Annotated in this window: 12 protein-coding genes and 3 tRNA genes; 7 read left to right on the top strand and 8 right to left on the bottom strand. The window is 72.6% G+C overall.

Annotated features, from left to right (window positions below):
• Positions 1-14: 14 nt before the first annotated feature.
• Together QC282_RS10685 and ispG are read left to right on the top strand one after the other, a co-directional pair.
• Complete coding sequence (locus tag QC282_RS10685; protein ID WP_279549125.1) at positions 15-1,802, top strand: 1-deoxy-D-xylulose-5-phosphate synthase; 1,788 nt, start codon at positions 15-17, stop codon at positions 1,800-1,802.
• Between the two features lie 120 nt (positions 1,803-1,922).
• Positions 1,923-3,062, top strand: a complete 1,140-nt coding sequence (gene ispG, locus QC282_RS10680; RefSeq protein WP_279549010.1) for a flavodoxin-dependent (E)-4-hydroxy-3-methylbut-2-enyl-diphosphate synthase — start codon at positions 1,923-1,925, stop codon at positions 3,060-3,062.
• A 72-nt stretch (positions 3,063-3,134) separates the two neighbouring features.
• Here the strand turns inward: ispG and QC282_RS10675 are convergent.
• The 3 genes from QC282_RS10675 to QC282_RS10665 form a co-directional block, all read right to left on the bottom strand.
• Positions 3,135-3,208 (bottom strand) — tRNA-Ile (locus QC282_RS10675).
• 201 nt (positions 3,209-3,409) lie between these two features.
• Positions 3,410-3,482 (bottom strand) — tRNA-Asn (locus QC282_RS10670).
• 5 nt (positions 3,483-3,487) lie between these two features.
• Positions 3,488-3,560 (bottom strand) — tRNA-Asn (locus QC282_RS10665).
• 160 nt (positions 3,561-3,720) lie between these two features.
• On the opposite strand from QC282_RS10665, the gene QC282_RS10660 reads away from it, so the two are divergent.
• The 4 genes from QC282_RS10660 (at position 3,721) to QC282_RS10645 (ending at position 9,348) form a co-directional block, all read left to right on the top strand.
• Positions 3,721-4,026, top strand: coding sequence for a YtxH domain-containing protein (locus QC282_RS10660; protein ID WP_279549009.1), 306 nt, complete (start codon positions 3,721-3,723; stop codon positions 4,024-4,026).
• A gap of 76 nt (positions 4,027-4,102) precedes the next feature.
• Complete coding sequence (locus QC282_RS10655) at positions 4,103-5,551, top strand: FGGY-family carbohydrate kinase (RefSeq protein WP_279549008.1); 1,449 nt, start codon at positions 4,103-4,105, stop codon at positions 5,549-5,551.
• Between the two features lie 135 nt (positions 5,552-5,686).
• On the top strand, positions 5,687-7,420 hold the full coding sequence (locus tag QC282_RS10650) for an ABC transporter ATP-binding protein (protein ID WP_279549007.1): 1,734 nt from the start codon (positions 5,687-5,689) through the stop codon (positions 7,418-7,420).
• The gene (locus QC282_RS10645) at positions 7,420-9,348 is read left to right on the top strand and encodes an ABC transporter ATP-binding protein (protein ID WP_279549006.1); all 1,929 of its coding nucleotides are present in this window, start codon (positions 7,420-7,422) and stop codon (positions 9,346-9,348) included. Before QC282_RS10650 ends, QC282_RS10645 begins: the two co-directional genes overlap by 1 nt.
• A gap of 88 nt (positions 9,349-9,436) precedes the next feature.
• Here QC282_RS10645 and QC282_RS10640 read toward each other — a convergent pair whose 3' ends face one another.
• From QC282_RS10640 to QC282_RS10620, 5 genes are all read right to left on the bottom strand, one after another.
• A complete protein-coding gene (locus tag QC282_RS10640) occupies positions 9,437-10,681 on the bottom strand; it encodes a sigma-70 family RNA polymerase sigma factor (RefSeq protein ID WP_279549005.1) in 1,245 nt (414 codons plus the stop codon).
• 106 nt (positions 10,682-10,787) lie between these two features.
• Positions 10,788-12,704 carry a DNA primase gene (gene dnaG / locus QC282_RS10635; protein WP_279549004.1) on the bottom strand — a complete coding sequence of 639 codons (1,917 nt, stop codon included), beginning with the start codon at positions 12,702-12,704 and terminating at the stop codon, positions 10,788-10,790.
• A gap of 56 nt (positions 12,705-12,760) precedes the next feature.
• A complete protein-coding gene (locus QC282_RS10630; RefSeq protein ID WP_279549003.1) occupies positions 12,761-14,026 on the bottom strand; it encodes an NAD(P)/FAD-dependent oxidoreductase in 1,266 nt (421 codons plus the stop codon).
• A 93-nt stretch (positions 14,027-14,119) separates the two neighbouring features.
• Positions 14,120-15,487 (bottom strand): deoxyguanosinetriphosphate triphosphohydrolase, encoded by a 1,368-nt coding sequence (locus QC282_RS10625; protein ID WP_279549002.1) that lies wholly within the window; start codon positions 15,485-15,487, stop codon positions 14,120-14,122.
• Between the two features lie 230 nt (positions 15,488-15,717).
• Positions 15,718-16,539, bottom strand: coding sequence for a sirohydrochlorin chelatase (locus tag QC282_RS10620; RefSeq protein ID WP_279549124.1), 822 nt, complete (start codon positions 16,537-16,539; stop codon positions 15,718-15,720).
• A 328-nt stretch (positions 16,540-16,867) separates the two neighbouring features.
• Here QC282_RS10620 and QC282_RS10615 point away from each other — a divergent pair, with 328 nt between their 5' ends.
• Positions 16,868-17,569 (top strand): vancomycin high temperature exclusion protein, encoded by a 702-nt coding sequence (locus QC282_RS10615; RefSeq protein WP_279549001.1) that lies wholly within the window; start codon positions 16,868-16,870, stop codon positions 17,567-17,569.
• Positions 17,570-17,654: the final 85 nt, after the last annotated feature.

The following is a 17,654-nucleotide window of genomic DNA, read 5'->3' as shown; positions in this document are numbered from 1 at the left end:
AGGAGAGTCGCGCCCTGCCACGCCTGGAGGAGATCCGGGGGCCGCAGGACCTGCGCGCCCTGTCCCCGCACGCGGCACGCGAACTGGCGCCGCGGATACGGCGGTTGCTGGTGGACACCTGCACCGCCAACGGCGGCCACCTCGGCCCCAACCTCGGCGTCGTGGAGCTGTCCATCGCCCTGCACCGCGTCTTCGACTCCCCCCGCGACAAGATCCTGTGGGACACCGGCCACCAGGCCTACGTCCACAAGATCCTCACCGGCCGCGCCGGAGCCCTCGCCACGCTCCGCCGCACCGGCGGCCTGTCGGGCTACCCCTGCCGCGCCGAGTCCGAGCACGACGTCATCGAGAACTCGCACGCCTCGACCTCCCTGTCCTGGGCGGACGGCCTCGCCCGCGCCAACGCCCTGCTCGGGCGGAGCGACCATGCCGTGGTGGCCGTGCTCGGCGACGGCGCGCTCACCGGGGGCATGGCCTGGGAAGCCCTCAACAACATCGCGGCGGCCCCCGAACGCCCCGTCGTCGTGGTCCTCAACGACAACGGCCGCTCCTACGCCCCCACCGTCGGCGCCGTCGCCGGACACCTCGCCGACCTGCGCGCGGGCGACGCCCCGCAAGCCCTGTTCGAGAACCTGGGGCTGGCCTACGTCGGCCCGGTGGACGGCCATGACATCGAGGCCGTGGAGACGGCGCTGCGCGCGGCCGTCGCCCTGCGCAGGCCCGTGGTGGTGCACTGCGTCACCGAGAAGGGCCGCGGCCACCTCCCGGCCGAGCAGGACGACACGGACCGCTTCCACGCCGTGCGCGCCGCCTCCGCCCGCGAACCGGGGGGCGCGCCCAGCTGGACGTCCGTGTTCGGCGGTGAGCTCGCCGACCTCGCCGCCGACCGGCCGGACGTGGTCGCCGTCACCGCGGCCATGCTCGACCCGACCGGGCTCGGCGAGTTAGCCCGCCGCCACCCCGAGCGCGTCATCGACGTCGGCATCGCCGAGCAGCACGCCGTGACCGCCGCCGCCGGGCTGGCCCTCGGCGGGATGCACCCGGTCGTCGCGTTGTACGCCACCTTCCTCAACCGGGCCTTCGACCAGCTCCTGATGGACGTGGCCCTGCACCGCGCCCCGGTCACCTTCGTGCTGGACCGGGCCGGCGTGACCGGGGACGACGGCCCCTCGCACAACGGCATGTGGGACCTGTCGCTGCTGAACCTGGTGCCCGGCCTGCGGCTGGCCGCCCCCCGCGACGCCGCCACCCTGCGCCGCGCCCTGCGGGAGGCCGTGGCCTGCGACGACGGCCCCACCGCCCTGCGCTTTCCCAAGGGCTCCGCCGGAGCGGACATCCCGGCCGTGGACGTCTGCGCCGACCTGGACGTCCTGTACCGCGGCGAGCGTCCCGACGTCCTCCTGGTCTCCGTCGGCGCCATGGCCGCCACCTGCCTCGACGTCGCCGAACGGCTGGCCGGGCACGGCGTCGGCGTCACCGTCGTGGACCCCCGCTGGGTCAAGCCCGTGCCGCCGGCGCTGACCGGGCTCGCCCTCGATCACCTGCTGGTCGCCACGGTCGAGGACAGCGGCCGGGTCGGCGGCGTCGGGGCGCGGATCGCCCAGGAGCTGAGCGACACCGAGCCGGGCCTGCCGGTACGCGTCTTCGGTCTCCCGCAGCGCTTCCTCGACCACGGCTCACGGGCCGACGTCCTGGAGGCCTGCGGCCTCACCCCCCGCCACCTCACCCACGCGCTGCTGGAGGCCCTGCCCTCCGGACGGCAGGCCCGGCAGGGAGCCACCGCCTCCCTCACCGTCGGCTGACACCGGGCACCCCGACGGGCGCCGCGCCTGTCTCCCGCACGTCCACCGCTCGCAACGGCACACAGTCATCAGCCGCAGACCCGGTCCGCCCGGACCGGCCGACCACTTTGGGGACCTGTCATGCCTGTCGCTCTCGGAGTGCCGACGGTGCCGCCGGAGCCGGTCCGACGACGGACCAGCCGCCGGATCCACGTGGGGAGCGTGCCGGTGGGCGGCGACGCCCCGGTCTCGGTCCAGTCCATGACCACGACCCGCACGTCCGACATCGGCGCGACCCTCCAGCAGATCGCCGAACTCACCGCGTCCGGCTGCCAGATCGTGCGCGTCGCCTGCCCCACGCAGGACGACGCCGACGCGCTGGCGACGATCGCCCGCAAGTCGCAGATCCCGGTGACCGCCGACATCCACTTCCAGCCGAAGTACGTCTTCGCCGCCATCGAGGCCGGCTGCGCGGCCGTGCGCGTCAACCCCGGCAACATCAAGCAGTTCGACGACAAGGTCAAGGAGATCGCCAAGGCGGCCAACGACCACGGCACGCCGATCCGCATCGGCGTGAACGCGGGCTCGCTGGACCGGCGGCTCCTCCAGAAGTACGGCAAGGCCACCCCGGAGGCCCTCGTCGAGTCGGCGCTGTGGGAGGCGTCGCTGTTCGAGGAGCACGACTTCCGGGACATCAAGATCTCCGTCAAGCACAACGACCCCGTCGTCATGATCGAGGCCTACCGGCAGCTCGCCGCCCAGTGCGACTACCCGCTGCACCTCGGCGTGACCGAGGCCGGCCCCGCCTTCCAGGGCACCATCAAGTCGGCCGTCGCGTTCGGCGCGCTGCTCTCCCAGGGCATCGGCGACACCATCCGCGTCTCGCTGTCCGCGCCCCCCGTGGAGGAGGTCAAGGTCGGCAACCAGATCCTGGAGTCCCTCAACCTCAAGCAGCGCGGCCTGGAGATCGTCTCCTGCCCGTCCTGCGGACGCGCCCAGGTCGACGTCTACAAGCTGGCCGAAGAGGTCACGGCCGGACTGGAGGGCATGGACATCCCGCTGCGCGTGGCCGTCATGGGCTGCGTCGTCAACGGCCCCGGCGAGGCCCGCGAGGCCGACCTCGGCGTCGCCTCCGGCAACGGCAAGGGGCAGATCTTCGTCAAGGGCGAGGTCGTCAGGACCGTCCCCGAGTCCAAGATCGTGGAGACGCTCATCGAGGAGGCCTTCAAGCTCGCCGAGCTGACCCGGCAGGACGAGGACGCCCCGCCCGGCGCCGGCTGACGGACGACCGTCCGACAAGGCCCCGAAAACACGTTTCCCCAAGTCAGAACGATTCTGCCTGGGGTTACTGAGTGGGGCGGGTGGGACTCGAACCCACGGCCGACGGATTATGAGTCCGCTGCTCTAACCGGCTGAGCTACCGCCCCATAGCGGCGTGTCGCGTACACGTGTGCGCGCCGTCTGCCGCAGCATAGCCGCTCATACGATCTCCTGCCTCGAATGGCCTCGGTTGGCCGCGCGGGGCCGGAGTCGCACGGTCATGAGGACTGCGCCGCAGGCCCGCGCGGTTCCGCCGGACAGGAAATCGGGCATGAAAAAGGACCCCGGCGGGGTCCTCGTTCAGCATGCTCCCCCGACTGGACTCGAACCAGTAACCTGCCGGTTAACAGCCGGCTGCTCTGCCAATTGAGCTACGGAGGACCGAGCTCCCCCGACTGGACTCGAACCAGTAACCTGCCGGTTAACAGCCGGCTGCTCTGCCAATTGAGCTACGGAGGAATGCCTCGTTCTGCATCGAACGTACCTACCTGGGTATTCGCCAGGGGGCGCGCGCTCGCTGCGACACATACATTAGCGCAAGCAGGGGGGTGCTCCGCCAATCGGTACTCCCCGGCGCCGACGCCGTACCGGAGACCTGTGCAAGGGAAGGGTGGCCGCCATGCGTTACCGGCTCACGTTCATCGCCGGACTCGCTCTGGGATATGTGCTGGGCACGAGGGCCGGGCGAGAGCGTTACGAACAGCTCGTGAAGTCAGCGCGCCAGGTCGCGCAGAACCCCGCCGTCCGCAACACCGCGGAGTCCGCCGCCCAGCAGGGCCGTCAGTTCGCGGGCAAGGCGTACCACGTGGTCAGCGACAAGGTCGGCGACCGCGTGCCGGACTCCGTCGCCCAGCGGGTGCGGACCCTGCGCGAGCGCAGCGTGAACGGCACCGGCGAGGACGACTGGGGCACCAGCAACACCTGAGCCTCCGAGCGCGGTTCACTCCCCGGTCACCCGGGCGCCCCACGGGCCCGGTCCGGCGTACGGCAGAATTTCGGACATGGGGATAGTCGCCGGGCTGGACAGTGCGCCCGATTTCACTCGCATCGTGGTCTGTGACTCGGACACCGGGGCCGTGCTCCGGCAGGGGTATGCCCCGCATCCGCTGGAGAGCCCGGACGGCGGCCGGCCCTCCGACGTCGATCCGCAGGCCTGGCTGCTGTCCCTGGGCGAGGCGGCGGGCGGCGGGCTGCTGGAGGGCGTGCAGGCGATCGGGGTGTCGGCGCAGTCGAACGCCGTCGTGCCGCTGGACGCGCAGGGCAACACCGTGCGGCCGGCGATGGTCGGCGGTGACAAGCGGACGCAGGTCGCGGCGGCCGATCTGGTCGACGCGCTCGGTGGGCGCGAGGCGTGGGCCCAGGCGGTGGGCTGTGTGCCGCAGGCCCCGCAGGCGGTGACCAAGCTGCGCTGGCTGGCCCGTACCGAACCCGACAACGCCGGCCGTACGGCCGGGCTGCTCCAGGCGCACGACTGGCTGGTGTGGCAGTTGCTGGGGCGGCCGGCGCGGCGGACCACCGACCGGGGCGGCGCCTCCGGGACCGGTTACTGGTCCGCGGCCACCGGCGCCTACCGACCCGAGCTGGTGGAGCTGGCACTGGGGCACCAGGCCGTGCTGCCCGAGGTGATCGGGCCCGCCGACGCCGCCGGGACGACGCCGGAAGGGCTGTTGATCTCCGCCGGGACCGGGGAGACGCAGGCCGCCGCGTTCGGGCTGGGGATAGGGCTGGGCGACGCGGTGGTGTCGCTCGGGGCGTCCGGGTCCGTGATGGCCGTGCATCCGGAGGCCCTCGTCGACCAGCACGGGATGATCACCTCCCTCGCGGACGCGACCGGCATGCACCTGCCGGTCGTCACCACCCTGAACGCCGTACGGACCCTGCGGGGCACCGCCGAGCTGCTCGGGGTGCCCGATCTGGAGAGCCTGTCCGAGCTGGCGACGAAGTCGACGCCGGGCGCGCACGGGCTCGTGCTGCTGCCCTACCTGGAGGGCGAGCGGACCCCGCATCTGCCGCACACCGCCGGCACGCTGACCGGCCTCAGGCGCGAGTCGATGCGGCCGGAGCATCTGGCGCGGGCCGCGTTCGAGGGGATGCTGTGCGGGCTGGCGGACGCGCTGGACGTGCTGCGCGGCCGGGGCGTGGAGGTGCGCCGGGTGTTCCTGCTGGGCGCGGCGGCCGAGCTGCCCGCGGTGCAGGCGGCGGCGCCGTCGCTGTTCGGGGCGCAGGTCCTGGTGCCGCAGCCCGCCGACTACGCCGCGATCGGCGCGGCCCGGCAGGCGGCCTGGGCGCTCGGCGTCTCGCAGGGCACCCTCGACCCGCGGACCCCGCCGGCCTGGCAGGGCGCGGTCGCGCAGGTGCTGGAGCCGGGCGAGGAACTGGCGGTGGGTCAGGCGGTCCGCCAGCAGTTCGTGTCGGTGCGGGAGCAGACGCACCCGGGCGCGTTCGGGTAGGTGTGCGGCCGCCCCGTCACGGCGAGTGACCCGCCTGTTGGGTTAATCGGTTGAGGTAACACGGGGGGAGTGTCCGACGATAGGGGCCAGGGGCAACCATCCGGCCCCTTCGCCGACCCCGAGAGACGTATACGCGTGCTCATACGACTTCTGCGGACCTACCTCAGGCCGTACCGACAACACATCGCCGTACTGGTGGCGCTGCAGTTCCTGCAGACCTGCGCCACCCTCTACCTGCCCACGCTGAACGCGGACATCATCGACAACGGTGTCGTGACCGGCGACACCGGCTACATCGTCGGCTACGGCGCCCTGATGATCGGCATCTCGCTGGTCCAGGTCGTGTGCAACATCGGGGCCGTGTACTACGGCGCCCGTACCGCCGCCGCGATCGGCCGGGACGTGCGGGCGGCCGTCTTCGACCGGGTGCAGTCGTTCTCCGCGCGTGAGGTCGGTCACTTCGGGGCGCCCTCGCTGATCACCCGTACGACGAACGACGTGCAGCAGATCCAGATGCTGGCGCTGATGACGTTCACGCTGATGGTGTCGGCGCCGATCATGTGCGTCGGCGGCATCGTGCTGGCGCTGGGGCTGGACGTGCCGCTGTCCGGCGTGCTGGTGGCGGTGGTGCCGGTGCTGGGCGTCTGCGTGACGCTGATCGTGCGGCGGCTGCGCCCGCTGTTCCGGGCCATGCAGGTGCGGCTGGACACGGTGAACCGGGTGCTGCGCGAGCAGATCACCGGCAACCGCGTGATCCGCGCCTTCGTCCGCGACGGCTACGAGGAGCAGCGCTTCCGGCGGGCGAACGCCGAGCTGACCGAGATGTCGCTGGGCACCGGGAACCTGCTGGCGCTGATGTTCCCGATGGTGATGACGGTGGTGAACCTGTCGTCGATCGCCGTGGTGTGGTTCGGCGCGCACCGCATCGACAGCGGCGGGATGCAGATCGGCGACCTGACCGCGTTTCTCGCCTATCTGATGCAGATCGTGATGTCCGTGATGATGGCCACCTTCATGTTCATGATGGTGCCGCGGGCCGAGGTGTGCGCCGAGCGCGTGCAGGAGGTGCTGGACACCGCGTCGAGCGTGGTGCCGCCGAAGGCGCCCGTCACGGAGCTGCGCCGGCACGGCCATCTGGAGATCCGCGGGGCCGGCTTCCGCTACCCGGGTGCCGAGGAGCCGGTGCTCAGGAACATCGACCTGGTGGCCCTCCCCGGCGAGACGACCGCCGTCATCGGCTCGACCGGCAGCGGCAAGTCGACGCTGCTCGGCCTGGTGCCCCGGCTGTTCGACGCGACCGACGGCGCGGTGCTGGTCGACGGGGTGGACGTGGCGACGATCGAACCGCGGCTGCTGGCGCGGACGGTGGGCCTGGTGCCGCAGAAGCCGTACCTGTTCGCGGGCACCGTCGCGACCAATCTGCGGTACGGCAATCCGGACGCGACCGACGAGGAGCTGTGGCACGCGCTGGAGGTGGCGCAGGCCAAGGACTTCGTGGAGCGCCTGGAGGGCGGCCTGGACGCGCCGATCGCGCAGGGCGGCACGAACGTCTCCGGCGGCCAGCGCCAGCGGCTCGCCATCGCCCGGACGCTGGTGCAGCGCCCGGAGATCTACCTCTTCGACGACTCCTTCTCCGCACTCGACTACGCCACCGACGCGGCCCTGCGCGCGGCGCTGGCCCGGGAGACGGCGGAGGCGACCGTCGTCATCGTCGCCCAGCGCGTCGCGACCATCCGGGACGCCGACCGGATCGTCGTACTGGACGAGGGCCGGGTCGTCGGCACGGGCCGGCACCACGAGCTGATGGCGGACAACGAGACCTACCGGGAGATCGTGCTCTCCCAGCTGACGGAAGCGGAGGCTGCCTGATGGCCGGGCCGATGGGGCGGATGATGGCCGGGGGCGGTCCCGATCAGCGCTCGCTGAACTTCAAGGAGTCCGGCAGACGGCTCGTCGGGCACTTCCGGCCCGAGCGGGCGACGATCTGGCTGCTGCTGGTGTGCGTGGTCGTCAGCGTCGGCCTCAACGTGGTCGGGCCGAAGATCCTGGGCCGGGCCACCGACCTGGTGTTCGCGGGGATCGTCGGCCGGGACATGCCGGCCGGGGCGAGCAAGGAGCAGATCCTCGACGCCATGCGGGAGCGCGGCGACGGCAAGATCGCGGACATGCTCCGCAGCACCGACTTCACACCGGGCGAGGGCATCGACTTCACGGCCGTCGGGCACGTCCTGCTGACCGCGCTGGGCGTGTTCCTCGCCGCCGGCCTGCTGATGGCGGTGGCGACACGGCTGGTGAACCGCACCGTGAACCGCACGATGTTCCGGCTGCGCGAGGACGTGCAGACGAAGCTGTCGCGGCTGCCGCTGTCGTACTTCGACAAGCGGCAGCGCGGCGAGGTGCTGAGCCGGGCCACCAACGACATCGACAACATCGGGCAGACGCTCCAGCAGTCGATGGGCCAGCTCATCAACTCGGTGCTGACCATCATCGGCGTGCTCGCCATGATGTTCTACGTCTCCTGGATCCTGGCGCTGGTCGCGCTGGTGACCGTGCCGCTGTCGTTCGTCGTCGCCACGCGCGTCGGCAAGCGGTCGCAGCCGCACTTCGTGCAGCAGTGGCGCTCCACCGGCACGCTGAACGCGCACATCGAGGAGATGTACACCGGGCACACGCTGGTGAAGGTGTTCGGCCGGCAGGACGAGTCGGCGCGGCAGTTCGCCGAGCAGAACGAGGCGCTGTACGAGGCCGGGTTCAAGGCGCAGTTCAACAGCGGTGTCATGCAGCCGCTGATGATGTTCGTGTCGAACATCAACTACGTGCTGGTCGCGGTCGTCGGCGGTCTGCGGGTCGCCTCCGGCGCGCTGTCCATCGGTGACGTGCAGGCCTTCATCCAGTACTCGCGGCAGTTCTCGATGCCGCTGACGCAGGTCGCGTCGATGGCGAACCTCGTGCAGTCGGGTGTCGCGTCCGCCGAGCGGATCTTCGAACTCCTCGACGCCGAGGAGCAGTCGGCGGACCCGGTGCCGGCCGAGAAGCCGGCCGAGCTGCGCGGGCGGGTGGCGCTGGAGCACGTGTCGTTCAGCTACGACCCCGAGAAGCCGCTCATCGAGGACCTGACGCTGACCGTCGAGCCGGGGCAGACTGTCGCCATCGTCGGACCGACCGGCGCGGGCAAGACCACGCTGGTCAATCTGCTCATGCGGTTCTACGAGGTGTCCGGCGGGCGCATCACCCTCGACGGCGTCGACATCGCGCGGATGTCCCGGGACGAACTGCGCGCCGGGATCGGCATGGTGCTCCAGGACACCTGGCTGTTCGGCGGCACGATCGCGGAGAACATCGCGTACGGGGCCGCGCGCGAGGTCACGCGCGGGGAGATCGAGGAGGCGGCGCGGGCCGCGCACGCCGACCGGTTCGTCCGGACGCTGCCCGAGGGGTACGACACGGTGATCGACGACGAGGGGTCGGGGGTCAGCGCGGGCGAGAAGCAGCTCATCACCATCGCGCGGGCGTTCCTGTCCGACCCGGTGATCCTGGTGCTGGACGAGGCGACGAGTTCCGTGGACACGCGGACCGAGGTGCTGATCCAGAAGGCGATGGCGAAGCTCGCGCACGGGCGGACGTCGTTCGTGATCGCGCACCGGCTGTCGACGATCCGGGACGCGGACACGATCCTCGTGATGGAGAACGGGGCAATCGTGGAGCAGGGCTCGCATGCCGAGTTGCTGTCGGCGGAGGGGGCCTACTCCCGGCTCTACAAGGCGCAGTTCGCCGAGGCTGTGGCCGAGGTGGACTGAAGCGGTGCCCGGCGTCGGGGTGCCGCTGCGCCCGCCCGTGCCGCCCCTGCGGCACGACGGCCCGCAGCGGCCGGGCGGTGTTGCGGGTTCAGTCGAGGTAGCCGCGCAGTTGGTCGGCGTAGGCGTGGTCGCGGAGCTTGTTGAGGGTTTTCGACTCGATCTGGCGGATGCGTTCCCTCGTGACTCCGAAGAGGCGGCCTATTTCCTCCAGGGTGCGGGGGCGGCCGTCGGCCAGGCCGTAGCGGAGCTGGACCACCTTGCGTTCCCGCTCGCCCAGCGTGGACAGCACCGCCTCCAGGTGTTCGCGCAGCAGCAGGAACGCGGCCGACTCGACGGGGCTCGCGGCGTCGCCGTCCTCGATGAGGTCGCCGAGCGCCACGTCCTCCTCCTCGCCGACCGGGGCGTGCAGCGAGACCGGTTCCTGGGCGAGGCGGAGGACCTCGCCGACCCGCTCCGGCGGCAGGTCGAGGTGGGCCGCGACCTCCTCGGCGGTGGGTTCACAGCCGCGTTCCTGGAGCATGCGGCGCTGGACGCGGACGACCCGGTTGATCAGTTCGACGACGTGGACCGGGACGCGGATGGTGCGGGCCTGGTCGGCCAGCGCGCGGGACATGGCCTGGCGGATCCACCAGGTCGCGTACGTCGAGAACTTGTAGCCGCGCGCGTAGTCGAACTTCTCGACGGCCCTGATCAAACCCAGGTTGCCCTCCTGGACCAGGTCCAGCATGGTCAGGCCGCGGCCGACGTAGCGCTTGGCGACGGAGACCACCAGGCGGAGGTTGGCCTCGATGAGGCGGCGTTTGGCCATGCGGCCCATGACGACCAGCCTGTCCAGGTCGACCGCGAGCCGGCTGTCCAGGTCGGGGGCGAGCCGCAGCCGCTCCTCGGCGAACAGGCCGGCCTCCACGCGGCGGGCGAGTTCGACCTCCTCGGCCGCGGTGAGCAGCGGGATGCGGCCGATCTCGCGGAGGTACTGGCGGAACAGGTCCGACGAGGGGCCGCCGGTCTCGGGCCGGGTGGGCGGCCGTTCGACCGTCTCGGGGTGGAGCGCGGCACGGGTCTGCGCGGGCACCGCCGCGAGGACGTCCGGCTCCGCGTCGGGCTCGACCGTGCCGAGGACGCCGGTGGGGTCGGTCTGGGACGGGGGCAGGGTCTGGGTCTGGGTCTGCACGGGGGCGACCTCCAGGATGATCGCTGCCGGGGAGGGCGGCAGCGGTACTTCGGGAGCGGGGTCGGCGGCCTCGCCGCTGTCCGTCCCGTACGCGATGAGCGGAACCGCGGGGTTGTCGGACCCGTGGGGGACGGACCGGCCGCGCTCCGAGGACTCAGGCACCGGACCCAGTGTGGAGTACGACACACAGCTGCCACGAGGGGCGTGCGAGCACTTTTTGAGTCCGGTGCGTGACCGCGCGGTTACCCGCGCAGCGGGCGGCCCCGGTTCACAGCGCGGCGGCGCCGTGCTCCCGCAGGGCCTGGTCGTACTGCTGGAGGACCCACAGTTCGTTCTGCACGGCGGCGAGTTCGGCCGGGTCGCCGTGGCTGCCGAGGCGGGTGAGCCGGCCCGTGATGTCACGGATGCGGCGCTCGACGGCCCGGCGGCGGACGGTGACCAACTGGGCGCCCGCGTACACCTCGTCGACCTCCTTCACGCCGCGGTGCAGCATGATCGCCTCGACGGCGAGTTCGGTCACCATGGCGCGGACGGTGTCGTCGGGGGCGGCCTCGCGGACCCGGACCAGGTAGTCCTGCGGGTCGCGTACGCCGAGTTCGGCGCCGCCCGCGTCCAGGACGGCCTGGCGCACGGCCGCGTAGGGCGGGGCGGTGAACTCGTCCACGCCGTACGCGTCGAACGCCGGGGACACCAACTCGGGGCGCTGGAGGGCGAGTTTGAGCAGCTCGCGCTCGGTGGCGTAGACGGGGTTGCGGAGGTTGAGGGCCGGTCCTGAGGCGGTGGCGCGGGGGGCGGCGTCGTACGCCGGGGAGGGGCGCCGGCGGTCCGGGGCCGGGCCCTTGCCGCCGCGGTCGCGGGCCCAGCGGGCCAGTTGCGCCACGCGCTTGACGACGAACTGCGTGTCGAGGATGCCGAGCATGCCGGCGAGCTGCACGGCGACCTCGTGCTGGGCGCCGCTGTTCTTGATGCGGGCGACGACCGGGGCGGCCTCGTCCAGCGCCGCCGCACGGCCCGCCGGGGTGTCCAGGTCGTAGCGGGCCACGATCTGGCGGAGCGCGAACTCGAAGAGGGGCGTGCGGGGTTCGACCAGGTCGGCGACCGCGTCGTCGCCCTTGGCCAGGCGCAGCTCGCAGGGGTCCATGCCGTCCGGGGCGATCGCAATGTACGTCTCGGCGGCGAACTTCTGGTCGTCCTCGAAGGCGCGCAGCGCGGCCTTCTGGCCCGCGGAGTCGCCGTCGAAGGTGAAGATGACGCGCGCGCTGCCGTTGTCCATCAGCAGCCGGCGCAGGATCTTGATGTGGTCGCCGCCGAAGGCCGTGCCGCAGGTCGCGATGGCGGTGGTGACGCCGGCGAGGTGACAGGCCATGACGTCGGTGTAGCCCTCGACGACGACCGCGCGGGAGGCCTTGGCGATGTCCTTCTTCGCGAGGTCGATGCCGTAGAGCACCTGGGACTTGCGGTAGATCGCCGTGTCGGGCGTGTTGAGGTACTTCGGTCCGTTGTCCGCCTCGTAGAGCTTGCGGGCGCCGAAGCCGACGACGTCGCCGCCGATGTCGCGGATGGGCCACATCAGCCGGCCGCGGAACCGGTCGATGGGGCCGCGGCGGCCCTCCTGGGCGAGGCCGGAGAGGATCAGCTCCTTGTCGCTGAAGCCCTTGCCGCGCAGGTAGCGGGTGAGGTGGTCCCAGCCCTGGGGGCTGTAGCCGACGGAGAAGTGCTGGGCGGCGGCCTGGTCGAAGCCGCGCTCGGCGAGGAAGACCCGGCCGGTCTCGGCCTCGGGGCTGGTCGCGAGCTGTTCCGCGTACCACTCGGCGGCGATCTTGTGGGCCTCGACCAGGCGGATGCGTTCGCCGCGCTGGTGGGACGGGTTGTAGCCGCCCTCCTCGTAGCGCAGGGTGATGCCGGCCTGGCCGGCCAGGCGCTCGACCGCCTCCGAGAAGGTGAGGTGGTCGATCTTCATCACGAACGTGATGGTGTCGCCGCCCTCCTGGCAGCCGAAGCAGTGGAAGAGTCCCTTGCTCGGGCTGACCTGGAAGGACGGCGACTTCTCGTCGTGGAACGGGCACAGGCCCTTGAGGTTGCCGCCGCCCGCGTTGCGCAGCTGGAGGTACTCGGACACCACGGCGTCGATCGGGACCGCGTCCCGTACCGCCTTCACGTCCTCGTCGTTGATCCGTCCTGCCACGCGGGAATTCTACGGGGCCGGACCGACACTCCCCGGACGAGCGGACCGGCGGACGGCTAGCCGACGAGGCTCTCCAGCGGGACGTGGGGTGCGGACAGCGCCTCGGTGTCCACCCGGGCACCGCTGCGGATCAGGCGCTGGACGGGTTCTGTGACATCCCACACGTTCACGTTCATCCCGGCCAGCACGCGGCCCTCCTTCACCCAGAAGGCGATGAACTCCCGCTTCCCGGCGTCCCCGCGGATCACGACCTCGTCGTACGAGCCCGGCGGCGCCCAGCCCGAGTACTCCATGCCCAGGTCGTACTGGTCGGAGAAGAAGTAGGGCAGCCGGTCGTAACGGACCTCCTTGCCGAGCATGGCGCGGGCCGCCGCCGGGCCGCCGTTGAGGGCGTTGGCCCAGTGCTCCACGCGCAGCCGGGTGCCGAACAGGCCGTGCGGGAAGGACGCCACGTCGCCCGCGGCGTGGATGTCGGGGTCGGAGGTGCGCAGCCGCTCGTCCACCACGACGCCGCCGCCGTGCGCCGGGTCGGCGATCTCCAGGCCCGCGGCCTCGGCCAGCGCGGTCCGGGGGGCGGCGCCGATCGCGGCCAGCACGTCGTGCGCCGGGTGCTCCTCGCCGTCGTCGGTGCGGGCCGCGAGGACCATGCCGTCCTGGCCGACGATCTCCGTGAGCCGCGCCCCGAAGTGGAAGCGGACGCCGTGCTCGCGGTGCAGTTCGGCGAAGACCTGGCCGAGTTCCGGTCCGAGCACGCCGTACAGCGGGGTCGGGGACGGCTCCACGACGGTGACCTCGGCGCCGTACTCGCGGGCCGCGGCGGCGACCTCGAGGCCGATCCAGCCGCCCCCCGCGACGACGAGGTGCCCGTTGTCCCGGCCGAGGGCGGCCAGGACCCGCCTGAGGCGCTCGGCGTGGGCGAGGCGGCGCAGGTGGTGGACTCCGGCGAGGTCGGTGCCGGGGATGTCCAGGCGGCGGGGTTCGGCGCCCGTGGCCAGCAGCAGCTTGTCGTAGTGGACGACCGTGCCGTCCTCGCCGAAGCGGACCGTCTTCGCGGCGCGGTCGACGGCGTCGACGGTCTGGCCGAGGTGCAGCTCGACGTCGTGCCGCGCGTACCAGGCGGGCTCCTGCACGAAGACGCTGTCGCGTTCCTCCTTGCCGAGCAGGTAGCCCTTCGACAGCGGCGGCCGTTCGTACGGGTGGTCGCGCTCGTCGCAGATCAGTATCACCCGCCCGGTGAAGCCCTCCGCCCGGAGCGTCTCGGCCGCCTTGGCGCCGGCGAGTCCTCCGCCGACGATGACGAACGTCTGATCCGCGTCGACCACTTGATGCCTCCTCGTGATGGTGCCGCCACATGCGAGCGTCCCGCACGGAGCGTGATGCGGGAAGAGGGAGTGGCCCGATCAGGCCACGCAGGGTCACATTCGGACCCGATCGGGGTCACCCGTCCCCCACCGGTGTCCGGACGGGCCCGTCAGCCGGGCGTGCAGCGAGCGGGCCGAGACGTCGGTGAGGGAGGCGATGTGGTCGACGATCACGCGTTTGCGGGCCCGGTCGTCGGGCGCCCGGTCGAACAGGGCGCGGAACTGCGGGTCCAGGCCGTCCGGGGCGCGGGCGGTGAGGGCCTCGGCCAGCTCGGCGACGACGATCCGCTGGTCGGCGCGCAGCCGTTCCTGCTCGGCGCGCTGCATGACGTACCGGTCGGCGACCGCCTTCAGCACGGCGCACTCCATGCGGGTCTCGCGCGGCACGACGAGTTCGGCCGTGTACCGGGTGAGCCGTCCGCTGCCGTACGCGGCGCGCGTCGCGCCCTCCGCGGCCAGGCAGAAGCGGCCGATGAGCTGGCTGGTGGCGTCCTTGAGGCGGGCCTGGGCGACGGCCGTGCCGTCGTAGCCGTGCGGCCACCACGGCTGGTCCTGGAGCCGGTCGAGGGCCGCGGCGAGTTCGGCGGGGTCGGTGTCCGCGGGGACGTAGCGGCCGACGGCGACCGCGAAGACCTCCTGCCGCTCGGGCTCGGCGTGCAGGCAGTTGGGGTCGATGTGCCCGGCGTGCAGGCCGTCCTCGACGTCGTGCACCGAGTACGCCACGTCGTCCGACCAGTCCATGACCTGCGCCTCGAAGCAGGTGCGGGTGCCGGGGGCGCCCTCGCGGACCCAGTCGAAGACGGGCCGGTCGTCCTCGTAGACGCCGAACTTCGGGGAGGCCGGGTCGGTGGGGTGGGCGCCGCGCGGCCACGGGTACTTGGTGGCGGCGTCCAGGGCGGCGCGGGTGAGGTTGAGGCCGACGCTGACGGTGTCGCCGGTGGCGGGGTCGGTGACGAACCGTTTGGGCTCGATGCGGGTGAGCAGGCGCAGCGACTGGGCGTTGCCCTCGAAGCCGCCGCAGTCGGCCGCGAACTCGTTCAGGGCCTGTTCGCCGTTGTGGCCGAAGGGCGGGTGGCCGAGGTCGTGGGAGAGGCAGGCGGCCTCCACCAGGTCGGGGTCGCAGCCGAGGGCGGCGCCGAGTTCGCGGCCGACCTGGGCGCACTCCAGCGAATGGGTGAGCCGGGTGCGGGGGCTGGCGTCCCACGCCTGGCCCATGGTGCCGGGGGCGACGACCTGGGTCTTGCCGGCGAGGCGGCGCAGGGCGGCGGAGTGCAGGACGCGGGCGCGGTCGCGCTGGAAGGCGGTGCGGCCGGGGCGTTTGTCGGGCTCCGGGGCCCAGCGGGTGGCTGACGCCGGGTCGTAGCCCGGGGGTTCTGGGCCGGGTTCGGTTCCGGGTTCGGTTCGGGGTCGGGTGCCTGCCATGTGTCGACAGTACGGTGCGGGGTGGGGTGGCGGGGTTGTCCGGGTGAGGTGGGGGTGCGGTGCGGGTGGGGGTGCGGTGCGGGTGTGTTGTCGCTTTTCGCGCGGTTCCCCGCGCCCCTTTGTCTTGTCGCGCAGGTCCCCGCCCCGTTTGATTGCGGGTGCGGGTGTGATTGCGGGTGCGGGTGCGTTGTGGTTGCTCTCGCCGGTCCCCGCGACCCTTTCGGGGCGTTTTATGCCGGCGTCAGTTTTCGGGATGCGGCTGGCTTCGGTACCGCCGTCAGGGCCTCGTCGTAGCGGTGGAGGAGGAGGTGGGCCATCTTGTCGTGGGCTCCCAGGGGGGACGCCGCGATCCACGGGGCGGCTGCCGCGCACTCCGTCGCGAAGCGGCCCGGGGCCGTGAAGCAGGACGCGAGCGCCACCCGGGTGCGGCCCCGGGACGTCAGGGTGCGGATCGCCTCCGGGACCGTGGGGGTCGCCGACGAGGCGTAGGCCGGGAGCACCGGCACGCCGAGGCGGTGGGCGAGGAGGGCGGCCGTGCGGCCCGTGTCGAGCCGGGACTCGGGGTCGCGGGAGCCCGCGGCGGCGAGGACGACCGCCGACGCGCGGCGCTCGGCGGCGGTGGCGTGCGGGTCCCAGCCGGCCTCGACCAGGCGCTCGTACAGGGTGTCCACCAGCAGCGGGTGCGGGCCGAGCGGGGCGGCCACGCGGGTGCGGACCCGGGCCGTCGCCGCCATCTCCGGGATGTCCCGCTTGACGTGGTAACCGCGGCTGAGCAGCAGCGGTACGAGGACGGCCGAGCCGGTGCCGCGGGCGTCGAGTTCCGCGAGCGTGTCGGGCAGCAGGGGGGCGTTCAGCTCGATGTGCCCGAGGCTCACCGGCAGGCCGGGGCGCAGCTCGCGGACCCGGTCCAGGAGGGCCCGGACCGTCTCCAGGGCGCGCGGGTCGCGGCTGCCGTGCGCCACGGCCACGAGGGCGGGCCGGTGGGTGCGGAGGCGGCCGTCGGGCTGGACGAGGCGGAGTTGGTGGGCGAGCCGACTGCTGATCCGGTTCATGAGGTGCGCCGAACTGTCGAGGTGGGCGGTGGACTCGTCGCGCGGAGCGGCCGGCTCGCCGGTCCTGCCGGTCCTGCCGGACTCGCTCGTCGTGCTCGTCTTGCGCGTCGCCGTCATGAACCGATGGTGAACGCGGGACGTTGCCGCCCCGTTGCGCGGGAATGACGGGTGTTTTCCAGCGGTTCACGGTGCGGCGCCAGGGGTGTGTGAGGCGCCGTGAGCTGCGGTTTCAGCGACCGGAGTGACCCCGGTCACGTGCCGAGGGGCGAACCGGTGGGCCCGGTACGGCGTCCCTGAGGGGCGAGAGACGACCAGGAAGGGACGTCCGATGCGCCGGCCGACACTCCCCCGCCCCCGCCTGCCCCGCACCCTTCTGCCCCGCACCCGCGCCGGACGGCGCCGACTCGTGCGGGCGGTGATGGCCGGGTGCCTGCTGGCGCTGCTCCCGGCGACCTGGCTGCGGCTGACGACGGACGACCGGCTGCGCGCCGCCGCCGACGTGCCGCGCACGGACGTCGCCGTGGTCTTCGGCGCCGGGCTGTGGGACGGCGAGCCGTCGCCGTACCTGGCGCACCGGCTGGACGCGGCGGCCGGGCTGTACCGCGCGGGCCGCATCGAGGTGGTCCTCGTCACCGGCGACAACAGCCGGGAGGACTACGACGAGCCGGACGCCATGCGCGCCTACCTGACCCGGCAGGGCGTCCCGGACGCGCGGATCGTCAGCGACTACGCCGGCTTCGACACCTGGGACTCCTGTGTGCGCGCCAGGAAGATCTTCGGCGTGGACCGGGCGGTGCTGATCAGCCAGGACTTCCACGTCCGGCGGGCGGTCGCGCTGTGCCGGGCGGCCGGCGTCACGTCGTACGGCGTCGGGGTCGCCGAGCCGCGCGACAGCACCTGGTACTACGGCGGTGTCCGGGAGGTCGTCGCGGCGGGCAAGGCCGCCTGGGACGCGGTCGTCGAACCCGGCCCGCGCTTCCTCGGGCCGAGGGAGCCCGGCGTGGGCCGGGCGCTGGCGAGCGGCCGCTGACCAGCGCCTCACGCGGCCCGGCCGGGGGCGGGGAGGTCGCCGTCCCGGCCGCGTAACAAAGGGCCGTCACGGCACGTAACACGGG

Source organism: Streptomyces sp. DH24 (assembly GCF_029813775.1).
Taxonomy (GTDB): Bacteria; Actinomycetota; Actinomycetes; order Streptomycetales; family Streptomycetaceae; genus Streptomyces.
Note: the sequence above shows the minus strand (reverse complement) of the source record. Positions and strands in the feature narration are given on the sequence as shown.